This window comes from Bradyrhizobium sp. 33ap4 (assembly GCF_032654765.1).
In the GTDB taxonomy this organism is placed as follows: domain Bacteria; phylum Pseudomonadota; class Alphaproteobacteria; order Rhizobiales; family Xanthobacteraceae; genus Bradyrhizobium; species Bradyrhizobium australafricanum.
The window spans coordinates 15,713-34,155 of sequence record NZ_JAUMTJ010000029.1 but is presented as its reverse complement, the minus strand read 5'-3'; the positions used below and the strand labels follow the sequence as shown (position 1 = coordinate 34,155).

Annotated in this window: 15 protein-coding genes; 10 read left to right on the top strand and 5 right to left on the bottom strand. The window is 65.2% G+C overall.

Going from position 1 to position 18,443, the window contains the following annotated elements; all coding sequences use genetic code 11:
* The 6 genes from Q2M23_RS22515 to Q2M23_RS22490 all read left to right on the top strand — a co-directional run bounded on the left by Q2M23_RS22515 (nucleotide 1) and on the right by Q2M23_RS22490 (nucleotide 7,748).
* Entirely contained in the window at nucleotides 1–1,536 is a 1,536-nt protein-coding gene (locus Q2M23_RS22515) for a sugar ABC transporter ATP-binding protein (RefSeq protein WP_076833429.1), read from the top strand.
* A 347-nt stretch (nucleotides 1,537–1,883) separates the two neighbouring features.
* A complete protein-coding gene (locus tag Q2M23_RS22510; protein WP_316397089.1) occupies nucleotides 1,884–4,196 on the top strand; it encodes a bifunctional salicylyl-CoA 5-hydroxylase/oxidoreductase in 2,313 nt (770 codons plus the stop codon).
* Nucleotides 4,193–4,972: an SDR family NAD(P)-dependent oxidoreductase gene (locus tag Q2M23_RS22505; protein ID WP_253587311.1), complete on the top strand. Its 780-nt coding sequence runs from the start codon at nucleotides 4,193–4,195 to the stop codon at nucleotides 4,970–4,972. The genes Q2M23_RS22510 and Q2M23_RS22505 overlap by 4 nt, the downstream gene beginning before the upstream one ends.
* Nucleotides 4,973–4,983: 11 nt before the next feature.
* Complete coding sequence (locus Q2M23_RS22500; RefSeq protein ID WP_199805355.1) at nucleotides 4,984–5,823, top strand: enoyl-CoA hydratase family protein; 840 nt, start codon at nucleotides 4,984–4,986, stop codon at nucleotides 5,821–5,823.
* A gap of 1 nt (nucleotide 5,824) precedes the next feature.
* Nucleotides 5,825–6,220 (top strand): RidA family protein, encoded by a 396-nt coding sequence (locus tag Q2M23_RS22495; RefSeq protein ID WP_038382134.1) that lies wholly within the window; start codon nucleotides 5,825–5,827, stop codon nucleotides 6,218–6,220.
* Nucleotides 6,221–6,506: 286 nt separating this feature from the next.
* Nucleotides 6,507–7,748: a flavin-dependent oxidoreductase gene (locus tag Q2M23_RS22490; protein WP_076833439.1), complete on the top strand. Its 1,242-nt coding sequence runs from the start codon at nucleotides 6,507–6,509 to the stop codon at nucleotides 7,746–7,748.
* Nucleotides 7,749–7,882: 134 nt separating this feature from the next.
* On the opposite strand, the gene Q2M23_RS22485 is transcribed toward Q2M23_RS22490, so the two are convergent.
* Together Q2M23_RS22485 and Q2M23_RS22480 are read right to left on the bottom strand one after the other, a co-directional pair.
* Nucleotides 7,883–8,335 carry a cupin domain-containing protein gene (locus Q2M23_RS22485; protein ID WP_316397120.1) on the bottom strand — a complete coding sequence of 151 codons (453 nt, stop codon included), beginning with the start codon at nucleotides 8,333–8,335 and terminating at the stop codon, nucleotides 7,883–7,885.
* A gap of 21 nt (nucleotides 8,336–8,356) precedes the next feature.
* The gene (locus Q2M23_RS22480) at nucleotides 8,357–9,523 is read right to left on the bottom strand and encodes an ABC transporter substrate-binding protein (RefSeq protein WP_316397088.1); all 1,167 of its coding nucleotides are present in this window, start codon (nucleotides 9,521–9,523) and stop codon (nucleotides 8,357–8,359) included.
* Between the two features lie 291 nt (nucleotides 9,524–9,814).
* Here Q2M23_RS22480 and Q2M23_RS22475 point away from each other — a divergent pair, with 291 nt between their 5' ends.
* The 3 genes from Q2M23_RS22475 to Q2M23_RS22465 all read left to right on the top strand — a co-directional run bounded on the left by Q2M23_RS22475 (nucleotide 9,815) and on the right by Q2M23_RS22465 (nucleotide 12,929).
* Nucleotides 9,815–10,309 (top strand): MarR family winged helix-turn-helix transcriptional regulator, encoded by a 495-nt coding sequence (locus tag Q2M23_RS22475; RefSeq protein ID WP_016845834.1) that lies wholly within the window; start codon nucleotides 9,815–9,817, stop codon nucleotides 10,307–10,309.
* 3 nt (nucleotides 10,310–10,312) lie between these two features.
* Nucleotides 10,313–11,128: an alpha/beta hydrolase gene (locus Q2M23_RS22470; protein ID WP_316397087.1), complete on the top strand. Its 816-nt coding sequence runs from the start codon at nucleotides 10,313–10,315 to the stop codon at nucleotides 11,126–11,128.
* A gap of 157 nt (nucleotides 11,129–11,285) precedes the next feature.
* On the top strand, nucleotides 11,286–12,929 hold the full coding sequence (locus tag Q2M23_RS22465) for a benzoate-CoA ligase family protein (RefSeq protein WP_057015865.1): 1,644 nt from the start codon (nucleotides 11,286–11,288) through the stop codon (nucleotides 12,927–12,929).
* A 45-nt stretch (nucleotides 12,930–12,974) separates the two neighbouring features.
* Here Q2M23_RS22465 and Q2M23_RS22460 read toward each other — a convergent pair whose 3' ends face one another.
* Nucleotides 12,975–14,588, bottom strand: a complete 1,614-nt coding sequence (locus Q2M23_RS22460) for a DHA2 family efflux MFS transporter permease subunit (protein ID WP_316397086.1) — start codon at nucleotides 14,586–14,588, stop codon at nucleotides 12,975–12,977.
* A gap of 8 nt (nucleotides 14,589–14,596) precedes the next feature.
* Nucleotides 14,597–15,781, bottom strand: a complete 1,185-nt coding sequence (locus Q2M23_RS22455) for an HlyD family secretion protein (RefSeq protein ID WP_168857120.1) — start codon at nucleotides 15,779–15,781, stop codon at nucleotides 14,597–14,599.
* 157 nt (nucleotides 15,782–15,938) lie between these two features.
* Between Q2M23_RS22455 and Q2M23_RS22450 the strand changes: the two genes are divergently transcribed.
* On the top strand, nucleotides 15,939–16,643 hold the full coding sequence (locus tag Q2M23_RS22450; protein WP_076833446.1) for a TetR/AcrR family transcriptional regulator: 705 nt from the start codon (nucleotides 15,939–15,941) through the stop codon (nucleotides 16,641–16,643).
* A gap of 13 nt (nucleotides 16,644–16,656) precedes the next feature.
* Here the strand turns inward: Q2M23_RS22450 and Q2M23_RS22445 are convergent, their stop codons facing one another.
* Nucleotides 16,657–18,372: an ATP-binding protein gene (locus Q2M23_RS22445; protein WP_256521540.1), complete on the bottom strand. Its 1,716-nt coding sequence runs from the start codon at nucleotides 18,370–18,372 to the stop codon at nucleotides 16,657–16,659.
* Nucleotides 18,373–18,443 lie beyond the last annotated feature (71 nt).

Below are 18,443 nucleotides of genomic sequence, written 5' to 3'. Positions count from 1 at the left end.
ATGCAGGCGACCCCCGGCGCCAAGACGGCAGAGACCTCCGCAGTCCGCGAGCCGGTGCTGCGGATCACCAACGGCTCGAAGATCTATGGCGGCGTCCACGCCATCGAGGGCGTCAATTTCGACCTCTATCCCGGTGAGGTGCATGCGCTGGTCGGCGAGAACGGCGCCGGCAAATCGACGCTGTGCAAGGCGATCGCGGGCGCGATCCAGCTCACCTCCGGCGACTATCTGCTCGACGGCAAGCCGACCGGTTTCGAGCAGCCGCGCGACGCGCTCAATGCCGGCATCTGCATGGTCTATCAGGAGACCAGCCTGGTGCCGACCATGACCGCCGCGCAGAACATCGAGCTCGGCAACGAAAAGCTGCTGACCCGGTTCCGCACCCTGAACATCCAGGCCCAGCAGCTGTTGCAGTCGCTCAACTTCCACGTCGATCCGGCGACGCCGGTGGCGCTGCTCGGCACCGCCAAGAAGCAGATGGTGGAGATCGCGCGCGCGATCTACAACAAGGCGCGCATCATCATCTTCGACGAACCGACCGCATCGCTGACGCCGGAGGAGATCGTCCACTTCTTCCATCTGGTGCGCGACCTGCGCGCCCGCGGCGTCTCGATCATCTACATCTCGCATGCGCTGGAGGAGTCGCTGCAGATCGCCGACCGCATCACCGTGCTGCGCGACGGCAAGCTGGTGATCACGGCGCCGGCCAGGCAGCTGACGCGCGATGCGCTGGTGCAGCACATGGTCGGCCGCGAGGTGGCGCAGGCGGTCTATGGCGGCAAGGCGAAAACCCATCAACGCCGCGAGAAGGTGCTGACGGTCGAGAACGTCACCATGGGCATGGCGGTCAAGAACATGTCGTTCTCGGTCTATGCCGGCGAGGTGGTCGGCATCGCCGGCCTGATCGGCTCCGGCCGCACCGAGATCGCCAAGATCATCTACGGCGCGCTGAAGCGCAATTTGGTGAATGGCGGCACCATCCGGCTGCGCGGCAAGCCGATCCGCTACCGCGTGCCGCGGCAGGCGATCAATGACGGCATCGCCTACATCACCGAGGACCGCAAGGCCAACGGCTTCTTCGAGACCATGGTGGTCGACGACAACGTCTATATCGGCAGCCTCGCCACCGGAAAGGGCTGGAGCTTCCTGCTGTCGCGCGCGCGGCGCAGCAAGCTCGCCAGCTACTGGGTCGATCGGCTCAAGATCAGCGCATTGCAGCGCAAGGCCAGGATCATCGAGCTGTCCGGCGGCAACCAGCAGAAGGTGGTGCTGGCCAAGACGCTGGTGCAGGACCCCTCGATCATCATCTTCGACGAGCCGACGCGCGGCGTCGACGTCGGCACCATCCCGCACATCCACGGCGAAATCCGCCGCCTCGCCGACGAGGGCAAGGCGGTGGTGGTGATCTCGTCCTACCTGCCGGAGATCCTCGCGGTGTCCGACCGCATCCTGGTCGCGCGCACCGGCCGCATCGTCGCCGAGTTCGACGCGGCGGACGCGACGCAGGACAAGATCCTGTACGCCGCGGTGCATTGAGGGCGCGCGGCGCGGCCTGTCGTCGGCGTAGGGCGGATTAGCGCAGCGCAATCCGCCGTCTTGCCACGCCTTCGACGGGCAAATCAGCGGCAACAAGTTCAGTGTCGTCCCGGCGCAGGCCGGGACCCATAACCACAGATCGTCATTGTTGTACGTCGCTGGAACGACGAGTCCCGCCGACAATATCTGCTGCGGCGTATGGGTCCCGGCCTGCGCCGGGACGACAGCGTTGGGTGGGGCGCCAACTCCCTTGACAATTATTTTAAGTATAAAATAATATCCCGTATCGGCTCCAGGGGAACGCGCCTCGTCCGTGCCCGCGCCGCCGAAGCCAACGGGAGAACGCCATGCGTATCGTTTGCATTGGAGGCGGGCCGGCCGGGCTTTATTTCGGCATCCTGATGAAGATGCTGGATCCCGCGCACGTCATTTCGGTGGTCGAGCGCAACCGGCCCTACGACACCTTCGGCTTCGGCGTGGTGTTCTCGGATGCGACCATGGACAACATGCGCAAATGGGATCCGGTCACCGCTGACACGATCGAGCAGGCCTTCAACCATTGGGACGACATCGAGGTCCTGATCAAGGGCCGGCGCATGCGCACCACCGGCCACGGCTTCGTCGGCATTGGCCGCAAGCGGCTGCTCAACATCCTGCAGGCGCGCGCCGAGGAACTCGGCGTCGAGCTGATCTTCGAGCGCGAGGTGAATTCCGATCTCGAATTCCCCGACGCCGATCTCGTCGTGGCATGCGACGGCGTCAATTCGAAGGTGCGCGTCAAATATGCCGAGACGTTCCAACCCGACATGCTGATGCGGCCGAACCGCTACATCTGGCTCGGCACCAACCGTCCGTTCGACGCCTTCACTTTCGACTTCCGCAAGACCGAGCATGGCTGGTTCCAGGCGCACATCTACAAGTTCGAGGAGGGCGCGGCGACCTTCATCGTCGAGACCACCGAGGAGGCCTATCTCGCCCACGGTCTCGACAAGATGGAGCAGGGCGACTCCATCGCGTTCTGCGAGAATGTGTTCGCGGAAATCCTCGAGGGGCATCATCTGGTCTCGAATGCGCGGCACCTGCGCGGCTCGGCCTGGCTGTCGTTTCCCAGGCTGATCTGCGGCAAATGGACCGCGTTCAACGGCAACAGCCATGTCGTGCTGATGGGCGATGCCGCCCACACCGCGCATTTCGCGATCGGTTCGGGAACCAAGCTCGCGCTGGAGGATGCGATCGAGCTGACCAACCAGTTCAAGATCCACGGCGCGACGCGCGACAGCATTCCCGCGGTGCTCAAGGCTTACGAGGAGCTGCGCCGGGTCGACGTGGCACGGATCCAGAACGCCGCGCGCAACGCGATGGAATGGTTCGAAGTGGTCGGCTCGCGCTATGCCGACACGCTGGAGCCGGAGCAGTTCATGTATTCGCTGCTGACCCGCTCGCAGCGCATCAGCCACGAGAACCTGCGGCTGCGCGACAAGACCTGGCTCGAGGGCTATGAGCGCTGGTTCGCGGAGCGCAGCGGCGTGGCCACGACCAACGACCGCGTCACGCCGCCGATGCTGACGCCATTCCAGATCCGCGGCCTGTCGCTTCATAACCGCATCATCGTCTCGCCGATGGCGATGTATTCGGCGGAGGAGGGCGTGCCGACCGACTTCCATCTGGTGCATTTCGGCTCCCGCGCGCTCGGCGGTGCCGGCCTTCTGTTTACGGAGATGACCTGCGTGTCGCCGGAAGCGCGGATCACGCCCGGCTGCTGCGGCCTCTGGAACGACGCGCAGGCGGCGGCCTACAAGCGCATCGTCGACTTCGTGCATCAGAATTCGCAAGCCAGGATCGGCATCCAGCTCGGCCATGCCGGCCGCAAGGGCTCAACGCGCGTCGCCTGGGAAGGCATGGACGAAGCGCTGCCGGACCACAACTGGCCGCTGGTGTCGGCTTCGTCAGTGCCTTATCTGCCCGACGGCCAGATTCCGGAGCCGATGAGCCGCGCCGAGATGGACGAGGTGCGCGAGCAGTTCGTCGCCGCAGCCAGGCGCGCTGCGGCCGCCGGCTTCGATATCCTGGAGCTGCACTGCGCGCACGGCTATCTGCTGTCGAGCTTCCTCTCTCCGCTGACTAACCGCCGCACCGACGACTACGGCGGATCGATCGAGAACCGCGCGCGTTATCCGCTGGAGGTGTTCCGCGCCGTCCGCGCGGTGTGGCCGGAGGACCCGATGTCGGTCCGCCTGTCGTGTCACGACTGGGCCGAGGGCGGCAACACGCCAGAGGATGCGCTGGTCTTCGCAAAGCTGTTCAAGGAGGCGGGAGCCGACCTGATCGACTGCTCCTCGGGGCAGGTCTGGGCCGACGACCATCCGATCTATGGCCGGCTCTACCAGACGCCGTTCGCCGACAAGATCCGCAACGAGGTCGGCATCGCGACCATCGCGGTCGGCGCGATCTCGGAGGCGGATCACGCCAACTCGATCATCGCCGCCGGCCGCGCCGATCTCTGTGCCATCGCGCGGCCGCATCTCGCCGATCCGGCCTGGACGCTGCATGAGGCTGCGAAGATCGGCGTCAAGCAGATCGCGTGGCCGAAGCAGTATCTGTCGGGCAAGTCGCAATACGAGGCCAATCTCGAACGCGCGGCTGCGGGAGTGAAGGCATGATGAGGTTCTGGCCCAACGCACATGCGCTGGTGACCGGTGCCGGTTCCGGCATCGGCGCCGCGACGGCGTTCGCGCTGGCAAAAGCCGGCGTGCGCGTCAGCATCGCCGGACGGCGGATCGACGCGCTGAAAGCGACGGCGGCATCGCTCGACAAGCAGGCCGGCGCCGTGGTTTCGATCGACGTGACGGATGAATCCGCGGTGAGCAAGGGTTTCGCGCAGATCGAGGCCGAAGTTGGCCCGATCGATATTCTCGTCAACAATGCCGGCAAGGCCGCGAGCGCGCCGTTCGACAAGACCGGCGCGGCGCTGTGGGCCGACATGCTGGCGAGCAACCTCTCCAGCGTGTTCCTGGTGACGCAAGCCGTGCTGCCAGGCATGGCGCAGCGCGGCCGCGGGCGCGTGATCAACGTCGCCTCGACCGCGGGCCTCACCGGCTATGCCTACGTCTCCGCCTATGTCGCGGCCAAGCACGGCGTCATCGGCCTGACGCGCTCGCTGGCGCTGGAATATGCACGGCGCGGCGTCACCGTGAATGCGGTCTGCCCCGGCTACACCGATACGCCGCTGGTGGCGGATGCCGCCGCGAACATCGTCGCCAAGACCGGCCGCAGCGAGCAGGAGGCGCGCGCTGCGCTTGCCAAAGTCAATCCGATGCAGCGGCTGGTGACGCCGGAGGAGGTCGCCGACGCCATCCTCTGGCTTGCCTCCGAGACTGCATCGTCAATCAACGGACAAGCCGTCGCGGTCGCCGGCGGCGAAGTCTTTACCGGGTGAAGGAACACGTCATGTCCGAGATGAAAGCAAAGCTACGGCCGTTCAAGGATTATCCCGCCAAGCACTTCCGCTGGCAGGTCGATGCGAGCGGCCGTGTCGCGACCATCACGCTGAACCGGCCGGACAAGAAGAACCCGCTGACTTTCGAGTCCTATGAGGAGCTGCGCGATCTCTTCACCAATCTCAAATACGCCGCCGATGTCCGCGCCATCGTGCTGACCGGCGCCGAGGGTAATTTCTGCTCTGGCGGCGATGTGTTCGAGATCATCGAGCCGTTGACGCGGATGGCGATGCCGGACCTGCTGGCCTTCACGCGGATGACCGGCGAGGTCGTGCGGGCGATGCGCAAATGCCCGCAGATCATCGTCGCAGCGATCGACGGCATTTGCGCCGGGGCCGGGGCGATGCTGGCGCTGGCGTCCGATTTGCGGCTGGCGACGCCGCAAGCCAAGACCGCGTTCCTGTTCACCCGCGTCGGCCTTGCCGGCGCCGATATGGGCGCATGCGGGTTGTTGCCGCGCGTGATCGGGCAGGGCCATGCGGCCGATCTGCTCTACACCGGGCGTGCGATGAGCGCCGAGGAAGGTTTTGCGTGGGGCTTCCACAACCGTCTGGTGCCGCCGGCGGAACTCGCCGGTGCTGCGCAAGAATTGGCGCGCTCGCTCGCGGATGGGCCGTGGTTCGCGCATGGCGTGACGAAAACGATGTTCAACCAGGAATGGGCGATGGGCGTCGACGAGATGATCGAGTCGGAAGCGCAGGCGCAGGCGATCTGCATGGTCACCGGCGATTTCCGCCGCGCCTTCGAGGCGTTCGCCGCCAAGCAGAAACCGGCCTTCGAGGGCAATTGAGATGATCGAGATCCTGCAACCCCAAGGATGGGCCAAGCCGATCGGCTACGCCAACGGCATGGCCGCGCGCGGCAAACAGCTCTTCATCGCGGGCCAGATCGGCTGGAACGGACAATGCGTGTTCGAGACCGACGATCTCGTGGCGCAGATCGGCCAAACCCTGCGCAACATCGTCGCAGTCGCCGCCGCCGGCGGCGCCGGCCCCGAGCACATCGTGTCGATGACCTGGTACTTGCTCGACCGCAAGGAATATTCCGCGCGGCTGAAGGAGATCGGCACGGTCTATCGCGACATCATCGGCCGGCGCTTTCCGGCGATGACCGCGATCCAGGTTGCCGGCCTGATCGAGGACCGCGCCAAGGTGGAAATCCAGGCAATTGCGGTGGTGCCGGATTGAGGGTGACGCAGTTCCGCCAATCCCGTCATCCTGAGGTGCGAGCGGAGCGAGCTTCGAAGGATGCACGTCCCGGCTGGTGGCCGTCGACCCTTCGAGACGGCCGCGTTGCGGCCTCCTCAGGGTGACGGGGATAGATCGGGGTACGCTGAAGCAATGTTAAGGCTAAGCCCAATCGTCGTGGGCCAGTCCTCGTCCCGGGCCGCAAACCCGCTTGCGGCCGGACAACGGGGCATGCGACCTTAGCCCAAAGCGTAAAAGCGTCCTGTTGTGAGTGGAGGTGAGGACGATGAAGGCGATTATCGTCGGAGGCGGAATCGGGGGCCTCACCACTGCGCTGATGCTGCGCTCGCGCGGCATCAGTTGCGAGCTGTACGAGCAGTCCGAGACGATCCGCGAGCTCGGCGTCGGCATCAACACATTGCCGCATGCGATCCGCGAGCTGGCGGGGCTTGGTTTGCTCGACAAGCTCGACGAGGTGGCGATCCGCACCTATGAGCTGTTCTATCTGACGCGACATGGCCAGCAGGTCTGGCACGAGAAGCGCGGGCTCGATGCCGGCCACGACGTGCCGCAATTCTCGATCCATCGCGGCCGCCTGCAAGGCGTGATCCATCAGGCCGTGATCGATCGGCTCGGCGCGGATGCGATCCACACCGGCTGCCGGCTCGGCTCCTTCACCCAGGATGAGGGCGGCGTCTCGGCCTATTTCTTCGATCGCAGCGGCGCCCATGTGCATACCGCGCGCGGCGACATCCTGATTGGCGCCGACGGCATCCATTCGAAAGTGCGGCAGACGCTGTTTCCGGACGAGGGCGGGCCGTGCTGGAACGGCCTGATGCTGTGGCGCGGCGCGACCGACTGGCCAGCGTTCCTGACCGGGCGCTCGATGATCATCGCCGGCGGCCTGAACGCCAAGGCCGTGATCTATCCGATCGCGCCGGGCTCGAGCCCGGCAAGCCGCCTCACCAACTGGGCGGTGCTGGTGAGGATCGGCGACGGCACCTCGCCGCCGCCGCGCCGCGAGGGCTGGTCCAATCTCGGCCGGCGCGACGAGATGATGCCCTATGTCACTGGTTTCACGATCCCGCAGGTCGACTTTACCGGACTGATCAACGCGACGCCGGAATTCTGGGAGTATCCGTGCTGCGACCGCGATCCCTTGCCGTATTGGTCGAGTGGCCGGGTCACGCTGCTCGGCGACGCCGCGCATCCGATGTATCCGGTCGGCTCGAACGGCGCCTCTCAAGCCATTCTCGATGCGCGCAGCCTGGCCGACCTGCTGGCGCGATCGGAGCACCCGCGCCAGGCGCTGGCGGCCTATGAGCGGCAGCGGCTGCCGATGACCGCCGACATCGTCGCCTCCAACCGCCGCGGCGGGCCGGAGGGCGTGATCGACGCCGTCGAGCAGCTCGCGCCGCAGGGCTTTACCGACGTCGACACCATCCTCAATTATGAGGCGCGCGAGGCGATCGTCCGCGGCTATGCGGCCAAGGCCGGCTTTGCCGCGCGCGTGGTGGCGCGGCAGTAGGTCCTTTGCAGGAGGAGACGTCCGGCAGGCCATCTCCACACCGTCATTGCGAGGAGCAAAGCGACGAAGCAATCCATCGTTCCGCGATCGCGGAAATATGGATTGCTTCGCTTCGCTCGCAATGACGGAATAAGCTAAGCCTGAGGCGGCGGCAGGAAGTGGATGTTGTGCTCGGCGGCGAGCCGCACCACGTCATCCGGGTTCTGCTCCTTCATGTTGTGGATCGCCCAGAACAGGTCGTAGAGCCTCCGCGTCGGCGACACCCAGAACAGCGTCTTGGCCGGCTGCTGCGACTTGTTGAAGATGCCGTGCGGCTTGCCCATCGGCAGGCGAACCAGATCGCCTGGAGTTGCGGATTCGTCGGCACCGTCGAGCATGAAGTCGAGCTTGCCCTCGAGGATATAGAGGTACTCGTCCTGGTCGGGGTGGATATGCGGAGGAACGAAGGTGCCCGGCGGGAAGGTGGAGTGCCAGGAGAATGAATGCTCGGTGCGGCTCTTCGGCACGTAGGTCTGGCCAAGGATGCTCCAGGAAATGCCCTGCATGCCTTCATTGGCGCGGGTGATGCCCGCAATCTCGTCTTTCATGCTCATGCTTGCTCCTATGATCTACTTCGCCGCGCAGTCCTTGGCGTAGCGATCGCCATAATTCGAAAACACCTTCTCGACGATCTCGGTCTGGAATTTGCCGTCCGGACGCTTCGCGACCTTGGTGAGGTAGAAATCCTGGATCGGATAGCCGTTGTTGCTGAACTTGAAGTTACCGCGCAGCGAGGTGAAGTCGGCCTTCTTCAGCGCAGCCGCGACGGCGTCCTTGTTGGAGAGATCGCCCTTCACGGCTTTCACCGCGCTGTCGATCAACAACGCTGCGTCATAGGCCTGCATGGCATAGGTGCCGGGCACGCCGTTGTAGGCGGCTTCATAAGCCGCGACGAACTTCTTGCTTTGGGGATTGTCGAGGTTGGGCGCCCAATTCGCCCCGCCGAACATGCCGACCGCTGCGTCCTGCTGCGCGGGCAGGGTGGATTCGTCGACGGTGAAAGCGGAGAGCACCGGCACCGTGGCGCCGGCCTGCTTGTACTGCTTCACGAGATTGACGCCCATGCCGCCCGGCATGAAGGTGAACAGCGCGTCCGGCTTCAGCGCGGCGATCTTGGACAATTCGGGCTGGAAATCCAGCGTGTTCAGCGGCGTGTAGGATTCCTCGACGATTTCGCCCTTGTAGTCGAGCTTGAAGCCGGCGACGGAGTCGCGGCCGGCCTGATAGTTCGGCACCAGCAGGTAGACGCGCTTGTAGCCGCGGTCCTGCGCCACCTTGCCGAGGATCTCGTGCACCTGGTCGTTCTGGTACGACGTCACATAGAAGAACGGGTTGCACTCCTTGCCGGCGTAGCTGGAGGGGCCGGCGTTCGGGCTGATCAGGAAGGTCTTGCTGTCGGTGACCGGGCGGTGGATCGCCTGCAGGATGTTGGAGAAGATCGGGCCGACCACGAAATCGACCTTGTCGCGCTCGAGCAGGCCGCGCACCTTGACCACCGCGCCGTCGGGCTTCAGTTCGTCGTCGGCGTTGATGATCTCGACATCGCGGCCGGCCATCTTGCCGCCGAGGTCCTTGATCGCGAGCGCAAAGCCGTCGCGGACCTGCTGGCCAAGCGCCGCGGCCGGGCCCGAGGTCGTCACCAGCACGCCGATCTTGATCTTCTCCTGGGCGGTCGCCGGGGTGACCGCGACACCGAGCAGCGCCGCCAATCCCACGAGCTTCGTCAATTGTTTCATGTCTCTCCCCTAACCACTGGCTCGATGCCTCGGCCGCTTTATTTGGCCGCAGCTTAGTCTGACGCGTGCGATCGCCGCAAGCGATGTGGCATCGCGTCAGGGCGATCGTCGCGCATCATGCAGGCGCAGCCCATGCAAGCGCCGCGCCAATTGCTTGAAGTTTAAAGAAATTGCAGGATTGCCCAGGCGCGTCAGGCACGATTCGCAATTGTCCTTGCGGGGCGCCGCGAATTGCTTGAAGCTCAAAGCAATTGGTCCGACCGGAACCCGCCGCGGAGGCACGATCGCCGCATGATCCTCGATTCCGAAACCAAAGCCGTCGAACTGCCCGACGACCACGGCACCGAGCTCAGGCTGTGGCTGCGCCTCTTGACCTGCACCACGCTGATCGAAGGCGAGGTGCGCAGCCGGCTGCGCGAGAAGTTCGACGTCACGCTGCCGCGCTTCGACCTGATGGCCCAGCTCGACAAGGTGTCCGACGGCATGACGCTGTCGGACCTGTCGAAGCGGATGATGGTATCCAACGGCAACGTCACCGGGCTGGTCGAGCGCCTGGTTGAATCAGGCCATCTCGATCGCCGCACCTCGGAGACGGACCGCCGCGTGCAGTTCATCCGGCTCACAAAGCTCGGCCGCGCCGAATTCCGCAAGATGGCCGCCGAGCACGAGAAGTGGATCGCCGATATCTTCGGCGATCTCTCGCCGAAGGATATCCGCGAACTGATGCGGCTGCTCGCCAAGGCCAAGGGCTCGGCGCAGCGCTCCGCCAAGGCAAGGAGCGCTTAAGCCGTGAGCGAGGTCGATTACGAGGTCGAATACAACAACCGGGCGCGGGTGCCGGAAAATCCGGCGCTGATGGCCGGCTGGGCGAGGGACTCCGCGGCCTATCGCGAGCAGCATCCGCCGCGGCGGCTGACCTATGGTCCGGGCAGCCGCAACGTCATCGACCTGTTCGAGGGCGATCGTGGCGGGCCGCTCGTGGTCTTCATCCATGGCGGCTACTGGCAGGCGCTCGACGGCTCGTCATCGAGCCACTGCGCGCGAGGGCTCAACGGCCACGGCATCAGCGTCGCGGTGCCGAGCTACGATCTCTGTCCCAATGTCACGGTCGGCGACATCATCGGCGAGATGCGTGCGGCGTGCCGCGAACTGGCCAGGCTCGGCCGGTCGCTGGTCGTGTCGGGACACTCCGCAGGCGGACATCTTGCCGCATGCATGCTCGCGACCGATTGGCCGGCCTATGATGCGTCGTTGCCGAAGGACCTGGTCAGGGCTGCTTACGCGATCTCCGGCCTGTTCGAGCTTGAGCCGTTGGTCGGCACCTCCATCAACAAGGCGCTTGGCTTCGACCGCGCCGCAGCACGTGCGGCGAGCCCGCTGTCCTGGACGCCGCCTGCGGGCGCGACGCTCGATGCCGTCGTCGGCGGCGCCGAGAGCGCGGAATATCACCGGCAGAGCCGGACCATCGTCGATGTCTGGGGCAAAGCGGGCGTCGCAACGCGGTTCGGCGTTGTGCCGGACGCCAATCATTTCACCGCGATCGCGCCGCTCGCCGACCCGGGCTCGGCGATGGTCGCGCGGCTGAAGCAGCTTACGCAAACCTGAGGTTCTGAAGGATCGGCCGGCGATTGCCGCGCGATTTCCAGGCTTGCGCCGAATTATTTTAAGTATAAAATGATTGGCGATTGGAACGCTGCCGGGCGTCCTTGTTCTTCTCGACGTTGGTCTTGGCCTTTCTGGATGGAAAGCGAGGGGCAATCGAATGTCAGGTGAATTTCCCGGGCTCGGCCCATCCGGGCATGTCGACGATTTCGCGCGGCGCAACCTGCCGCCATCAGCGCAATGGCCGCAGCTGCTGCTCGACCGGCCGGAGTTTCAATATCCGGATTATCTCAACGCCGCGGTCGAGCTGACCGACCGCATCGTCGAGCAGGGGATGGGCGATCGCATCGCGTTGATCGGCAATGGCCGTCAGCGCACCTACAAGGAATTGACCGATTGGTCGAACCGCCTGGCGCACGCGCTGGTGGAGAACTATGGCGTAAAGCCCGGCAATCGCGTCCTGATCCGCTCGGGCAACAACCCGGCGCTGGTCGCGGCCTGGCTCGCGGCGACCAAGGCCGGTGCCGTCGTCGTCAACACCATGCCGATGCTGCGCGCCGGCGAACTGGCCAAGATCGTCGACAAGGCCGAGATCTCGCTGGCACTGACCGACAGCCGCATCGCGGATGAACTGGTGGCCTGCGCCAAGACCAGCAAATTCCTCAAGCAGGTCGTCAATTTCGACGGCACGCAGAACCACGACGCCGAGCTCGACCGGATCGCGCTGAACAAGCCGGTCAAGTTCGATGCGGTGAAGACCGGCCGCGACGACGTCGCGTTGCTGGGCTTCACGTCGGGCACGACGGGCGAGCCCAAGGCGACCATGCACTTCCACCGCGATCTCCTGATCGTTGCCGACGGTTATGCGAACGAGGTGCTCAAGGTGACGCCCGACGACGTGTTCGTCGGCTCGCCGCCGCTTGCGTTTACATTCGGCCTCGGCGGGCTCGCGATCTTCCCGCTGCGCTTCGGCGCCACCGCGACGCTGCTGGAGAATGCGGCGCCGAGCGAGATGATCCGGATCATCGAAACCTACAAGGCGACGATCTGCTTCACCGCGCCGACCGCCTATCGGGCGATGATGGCCGCGATGGACAAGGGCGCCGATCTGTCGTCGCTGCGGCTCGCCGTCTCGGCCGGCGAGACGCTGCCGGCGCCGGTGTTCGAGAGCTGGACCAGGAAGACCGGCAAGCCGATCCTCGACGGCATCGGCAGCACTGAACTGCTGCACATCTTCATCACCAACCGCACCGGCAGCGCCGTCGGCGGCACCACGGGCACGCCTGTCACCGGCTACGAGGCGAAGATCGTCGACGAAGACATGAACGAGCTGCCGGCGGGCCAGGTCGGCAAGCTGGCGGTTCGCGGTCCGACCGGCTGCCGCTATCTCGCCGACTCCCGGCAGACCAAATATGTCCGCGACGGCTGGAACATCACCGGCGATGCCTTCGTCAGGGACGAGAACGGCCGGTTGTCCTTCGTGGCACGGGCCGACGACATGATCATCTCGGCGGGCTACAACATCGCCGGTCCCGAGGTGGAGGCCGCGCTGCTCGGCCATCCCGATGTCGCGGAGTGCGCCGTGATCGGCGCACCTGACGAGGAGCGGGGGCAGATCGTCTCGGCGTTCATCGTGCTGAAGCAGGGCGCGCGCTGCGACGAGGTCGAGGTCAAGCTGCTACAGGATCACGTCAAGGCGACGATCGCGCCGTACAAATATCCCCGCGCGATCGCCTTCGTCGAGGCGCTGCCGAAGACCCAGACCGGGAAGATCCAGCGCTTCAAGCTGCGCGAGGCAAGCTGACAAGTAAAAGGGGAGGGCGACGGCCCGCGGCCGCCGCCCGACAGATCAATGCGCCGCGCCGCCGCCGGCGGCGTTCTTCGGCTTGCCGGTCAAGAGGATCGCAATCGCGGCGAACACCAGCACGATGCCGATCACGGCAAAGGTGTCGCTGAAACCAAGCACCAGGGCCTGGCGCTTCACGATATTGCCGAGCGCCACGATCGCCTGGTGGTGCGCGGTCGCCGGATCGGAGATGCCGTGGCTGAGGAAGTAATTGGTCACCTCGGCGATCCGGGTGCGCACTTCCTCGCGGCCAAGGTCGACCGACTGGCCGATGATGTTGGAGTGGAACTGCTCGCGCTTGGTGACGATGGTGGCGAGCAGGGCCGTGCCGATCGCGCCGCCGAGATTGCGCATCATGTTGGAGATGCCGGAGGCCGCCGCGGCATCCTGCGGCGCGACACTGCCGAGGCTGACCGCCGACAGCGGGGCCAGCATGATCGCCTGGCCGATCGCACGGACGATGTTCGGGACGAAGAACTGGTCACCGGAGTAATCGAGCGACATCGCGATGTTCATGAAGGAGGAGACCGCGAACAGGATCATGCCGGTGAAGGCGATGAAGCGCGGATCGAAGCGCTGCATCAGCTTCGGCACCAGCGGGATCAGGATCAGCTGCGGCAGGCCGGTCCAGGCCAGCACCTGGCCGATCTGCTCGGCGTTGTAGCGCTGCACCTGGCCGAGATAGGCCGGCAGCAGGTACACCGAGCCGAACAGCGCGAAGCCGACGAACACCGCCGAGATGGTGCCGAAGCCGAAGCTGCGCTGGGTCAGGAGACGCAGCCGGATCAGCGGCTTCTCGACGACGAGCTCGATCCAGACGAACAGAGTGAGGCTGACCGCTGCGATCACCGCGAGCCTGACGATGAAGGGCGAGCCGAACCAGTCGTTCTTGTTGCCTTCCTCGAGCACGGCCTGCAGCGACGACAGACCGATCGCCATCGTGACGATGCCGAGCCAGTCGCCCTCACGGAGCAGATGCAACTGCATCGGCTGGCGTTCCAGCGTGAAATAGAGGGTGATGACCATCATGGCGGTCGGGATCACATTGACGAAGAAGATGGTCTGCCAGCCGTAATTCTCGGTGAGGTAGCCGCCGATGGTCGGTCCGATCGCGGGGGCAAAGGTCACCGCGAGCGCGAACATGGCAAGGCCCACCGGTTGCTGGGCCTTCGGCAGCTTGGTGAAGACCAGCGTGAAGGCCATCGGGATCAGCACGCCGCCGAAGAAACCCTGCAAGCCGCGCATCGCGATCATCGAGGGCAGGTCGTGGGTGAAGGCACAGGCGACCGAGAAGATCGCAAACAGGGTGGCGAAGCCGATGATGATCTTGCGGAAGGAAAACACCCGGCTGAGATAGTCGGTCAGCGGGATCACCACGATCTCGCCGATCAGATAGGAGGTCGAGATCCAGGAGCCGTTGTCGACGCCGGTTCCGATGCCGCCCTCAATGTTGAGCAGCGAGGCGTTGGTGATTTGGATGTTGAGGATCGCCATGAACGCGCCGATCATGGCAGCGACGATGGAGATCCAGACGGCCATGCTGGCGCGGTTGGGATCGACCACTGCGGGTGCCGCGCGGGGCTCAGCAGCCGGGGAGGAGAGCGCGAGATCGGACATGACATCACCTATTTGAAGGAGGCGACAGCGAGCTTGGGAGAGGCGCCGGAGCGCGGCGCCTCGCCAGGTTGCGACAAGGTTGCGATGGTCGGGATGACCGACATGCCGGGCCGCAATTCGACCGCCGTCGCGTCGAGCGCGATCTTCACCGGGATGCGCTGCACCACCTTGGTGAAGTTGCCGGTCGCATTGTCGGGCGGCAGCAGTGCGAATTCCTGGCCGCTGGCGGGCGCGAGACTGTCGACATGGCCGCGCACCACCTGTCCGGGGAACATGTCGACGGCGATCTCGACCGGCTGACCCTTGCGGACATTGGTGAGCTGCGTCTCCTTGTAGTTCGCGATCACATAGGCGCCGGTGGCGGGCACCAGCGACATCAGCTGCGTGCCGGCCTGGACGAACTGGCCGGTGCGCAGGGTGCGGTTGCCGACCACGCCGTCGATCGGGGCTGATATGGTGGTGTAGCCGAGGTTCAACTCGGCCTGATGCTGGAGCGCGGTTGCGCGCGCCTGCGACGCGACCGCCTGTGCAATGTCGGCCTTGAGCAGCTCCACTTGGCGGAGCGCGGAGGCGAGGTTCGCGGTATCGCGGGCGACGGCGGCCTGTGCGCTGGCGTAGCGCGACTGCGCCTGCTGCGCGTTCTGCACGCTGCCGAAGCCGGTGCCGGCGAGGTCGGTGTAGCGCTTGTTCTCCTGCTCGGCGAAGGTCTGCGTCGCGGTATCGACGGCGAGGGTCGCACGTGCCGCTTCGATCACCGACTGCTGCACATCGAGCTGCGCATGCTTGCTGGCGATCGCGGCTTCGGCGGCCGCGACGTCAGCCTTGGCCTGATCCAGCGCGACCCTGAAATCGCGATCGTCGATCCGCGCCAGCATCTGGCCGGCGCGCACATGCTCATTGTCACCGACCAGCACCGCGCTGAGATAGCCGGAGACTTTTGGTGCGATCGTCGTGTTGTCGGCCTTCACATAGGCGTCGTCGGTCGAGACCTGGAAGCGGCCGACCGTCCAGTAATCCCAGCCGTACCAGGCGCCGCCCGAAAGGACGGCGAGCGCCGCGCCGGCCAGCAGGAGGCGGCGAAGCCTGCCCTTGGCGGCGGGCGGCCTGGCGGCCTCCGGATGTGCGATCAATTGCCTGGCGGTCTCGGCCGGAACCTGGCTCTCGGCCTTGAATGATGTCTCATGCTGGCTCATGGCAGTGCTCCCTGATCCGTTCTATCCTGCTGGAAAATCTTGCTAATTTCGGCCGATGCCGGCAGGGTTAATTAGGAAACTTGATGTTTTCCAAAATAGAGCCCATATTGGGAGTGTCAATAGAATGACAGGCATCATTTAAAAGCATGGCTCGCGGATGAACCGGAATGCCAAGGATCAGACTGAGCAAGGCGCGCCGGCGCGGCGCGGCCGGGGGCGGCCGCAGCTGCGTTCCGACGACGAGACGCGCGCGCTGATCTATGACGCCGCGCGGCGCGAGTTCTCCGAGCGCGGCTTTGCTGCGGCCAACATCGCCGACGTGGCCTGCCGCGCCGGCGTCTCCACCAAGACCCTCTATCGGCTGATCCCGACCAAGCTGGCGCTGTTCGAGGGCACGGTGACGGACCGGATGGACCGATTCATATCGGCCGTAAATCTCGGCGCCTGCGACGGCCGCGATATCGCGGCGGCACTGGAGGCCGCACTCTCGACCTGTGGCGAGCTGATCCTCGATGCCGAGGTCATCGCGCTTCAGCGCATCATCCTGGCCGACAGCGACAAATTTCCCGACATCGCCGAGATGTTCTACGAGAAGGCGATGCAGCGGACGCTTGGCGCGCTCGCTGCGTGGCTCGGCGTGCAGCAGCGGAGGGGACGGATCGCCGTGGACGACGCGCAGGCCGCTGCGGGCATGCTGCTCGGCATGCTCGTGTTCCAGCCGCAACGCGACGTGATGTACGGCCACAGGCCGCCGCCGTCGCGGGCGCAGATCGAGGCCCGCGCCAAGGCCTGCGCGGCACTGTTCTTGTCCGGATGCGCCGTGCCGGCCGACCAGATCAAGAAGCAGAACGGAGAGGCGTGACGCCGGCCCTGCGTCACTTGCCCATTGCCGCCGCCGGCGGCTGGGCCAGCACCTGCCGGATCATCCGCGCGAGATCGGATTTGCGGTAAGGCTTCGGCAGCAGCGTTACATCCGGGTCGAGACGGCCGTGGTGGATGATCGCGTCCTCGGTGTAGCCGGAGGTGAAGAGCACGCGCACCGAGGGCAGTTTGGCGATCACGGCGTCGGCGACCTGCCGGCCATTCATGCCGCCGGACATGATGACGTCGGTGAACAGCACGTCGCAGACGAACCCGTTGTCGACCGCAGCCAGTGCTTCCGGGCCGTTGGCGGTGACCATGGTGTGATAGCCAAGTTGCTCGAGCTGGGCGCTGACGTAATTGCGCACCAGCGGATCGTCCTCGACGACCAGGATGGATTCATTGCCGCCGCGGGTGTCGACCGGAGGAGGCGGCTCGACGTCGATCATGTCGCCGCTGCTGCGCGGCAGATAGAGCTTGATCGAGGTGCCGTGGCCCTCTTCGGAATAGATCTTGAGGTGTCCGTTGGACTGCTTGATGAAGCCGTACACCATGCTGAGCCCGAGCCCGGTGCCCTTGCCGGTGTCCTTGGTGGTGAAGAACGGCTCGAACACCTTGTCGCGGATCCCCGCCGGGATGCCACCGCCGGTGTCGCTAACCGCGACCATCACATATTCACCCGCCCGCACGTCGGGGTTGGCGACGGCATAAACCTCGTCGAGGATGACGTTGCTGGTCTCCAGCATCAGCTTGCCGCCATCGGGCATCGCATCGCGGGCATTGACCGCGAGATTGAGCAGCGCGGTCGCCATGTGGTTCGGATCGATGAAGGCCGACCAGGCATCGGGCTCGAGCGCGGTATCGATCTCGATCTGCTCGCCAAGCGAGGGGCGCAGCAGCCGCGCGGTGTCCTGCACCAGCGTGTTGAGATTCGCTTCACGCGGTTGCAGCGGCTGCAGCCGCGAGAAGGCCAGCAGGTGCTTGGTCACTTCTGCACCGCGAAACGCCGCATCGGTGATCATCTTGGCGACAGACGACAGCGCCGGATCATGTTCAACGGCTTCCGCGAGGATGTCGATCAGGCCGGTGATGACGGTCAGGATATTGTTGAAGTCGTGGGCGATGCCGCCGGAGAGGTGCCCGACGGCCTCCATTTTCTGCACCTGGCGGAGCTTTTGCTCGGCTTCGAGCTGTTCGCGGGCGGCCTCGACTTCGCGGGCGCGCATGAAGATTTCCGCTTCCATCTGCTCGGTGCGCTCGCGCAGCCGGTCGGTCAGCTGGTCCTGCTCGGCACCGCGCTGCTTCAGCTGGATGAAGCTGGTGACGTCTTCGACCCGATGGATGATGTAGGTGAACTGCCCGTTCGGCCCCAGCACCGGCGTATTGCGCGGGCTCCAGTAGCGTTCCTCGAAGCCGCCGCCCTCCGACTCGGGCTTGCGGATATCGTATTTCTGCACCGTCATGGTGTCGGGGCGGCGGAACTGAACCACGCGCTCGAGCGAGGCGCGCAGGTTCCGCACGCCGTCGGCGGTCGGATCGTCCGGATTGTCGGGAAACACCTCAAACAGCCCGCGCCCGAGGATCGCGGCGCGCTCGGTCTTGGTGGCGCGCAGATAAGCATCGCTCACTGCCACGATGCGGAAGTCGGGCTGCGTCAGCACCAGATAAAGGCCGGGCGCCGCCTCGAATAACGCCTTGAAGTCGGGCGTCGGCGGGGACTGGTTCTGCAGTTCAACCTCCCTCGCAGGGTGCGGTCCGCCGGGTGACCGCAGTCAAGATGTGACATGCGTTTCGCGGAACT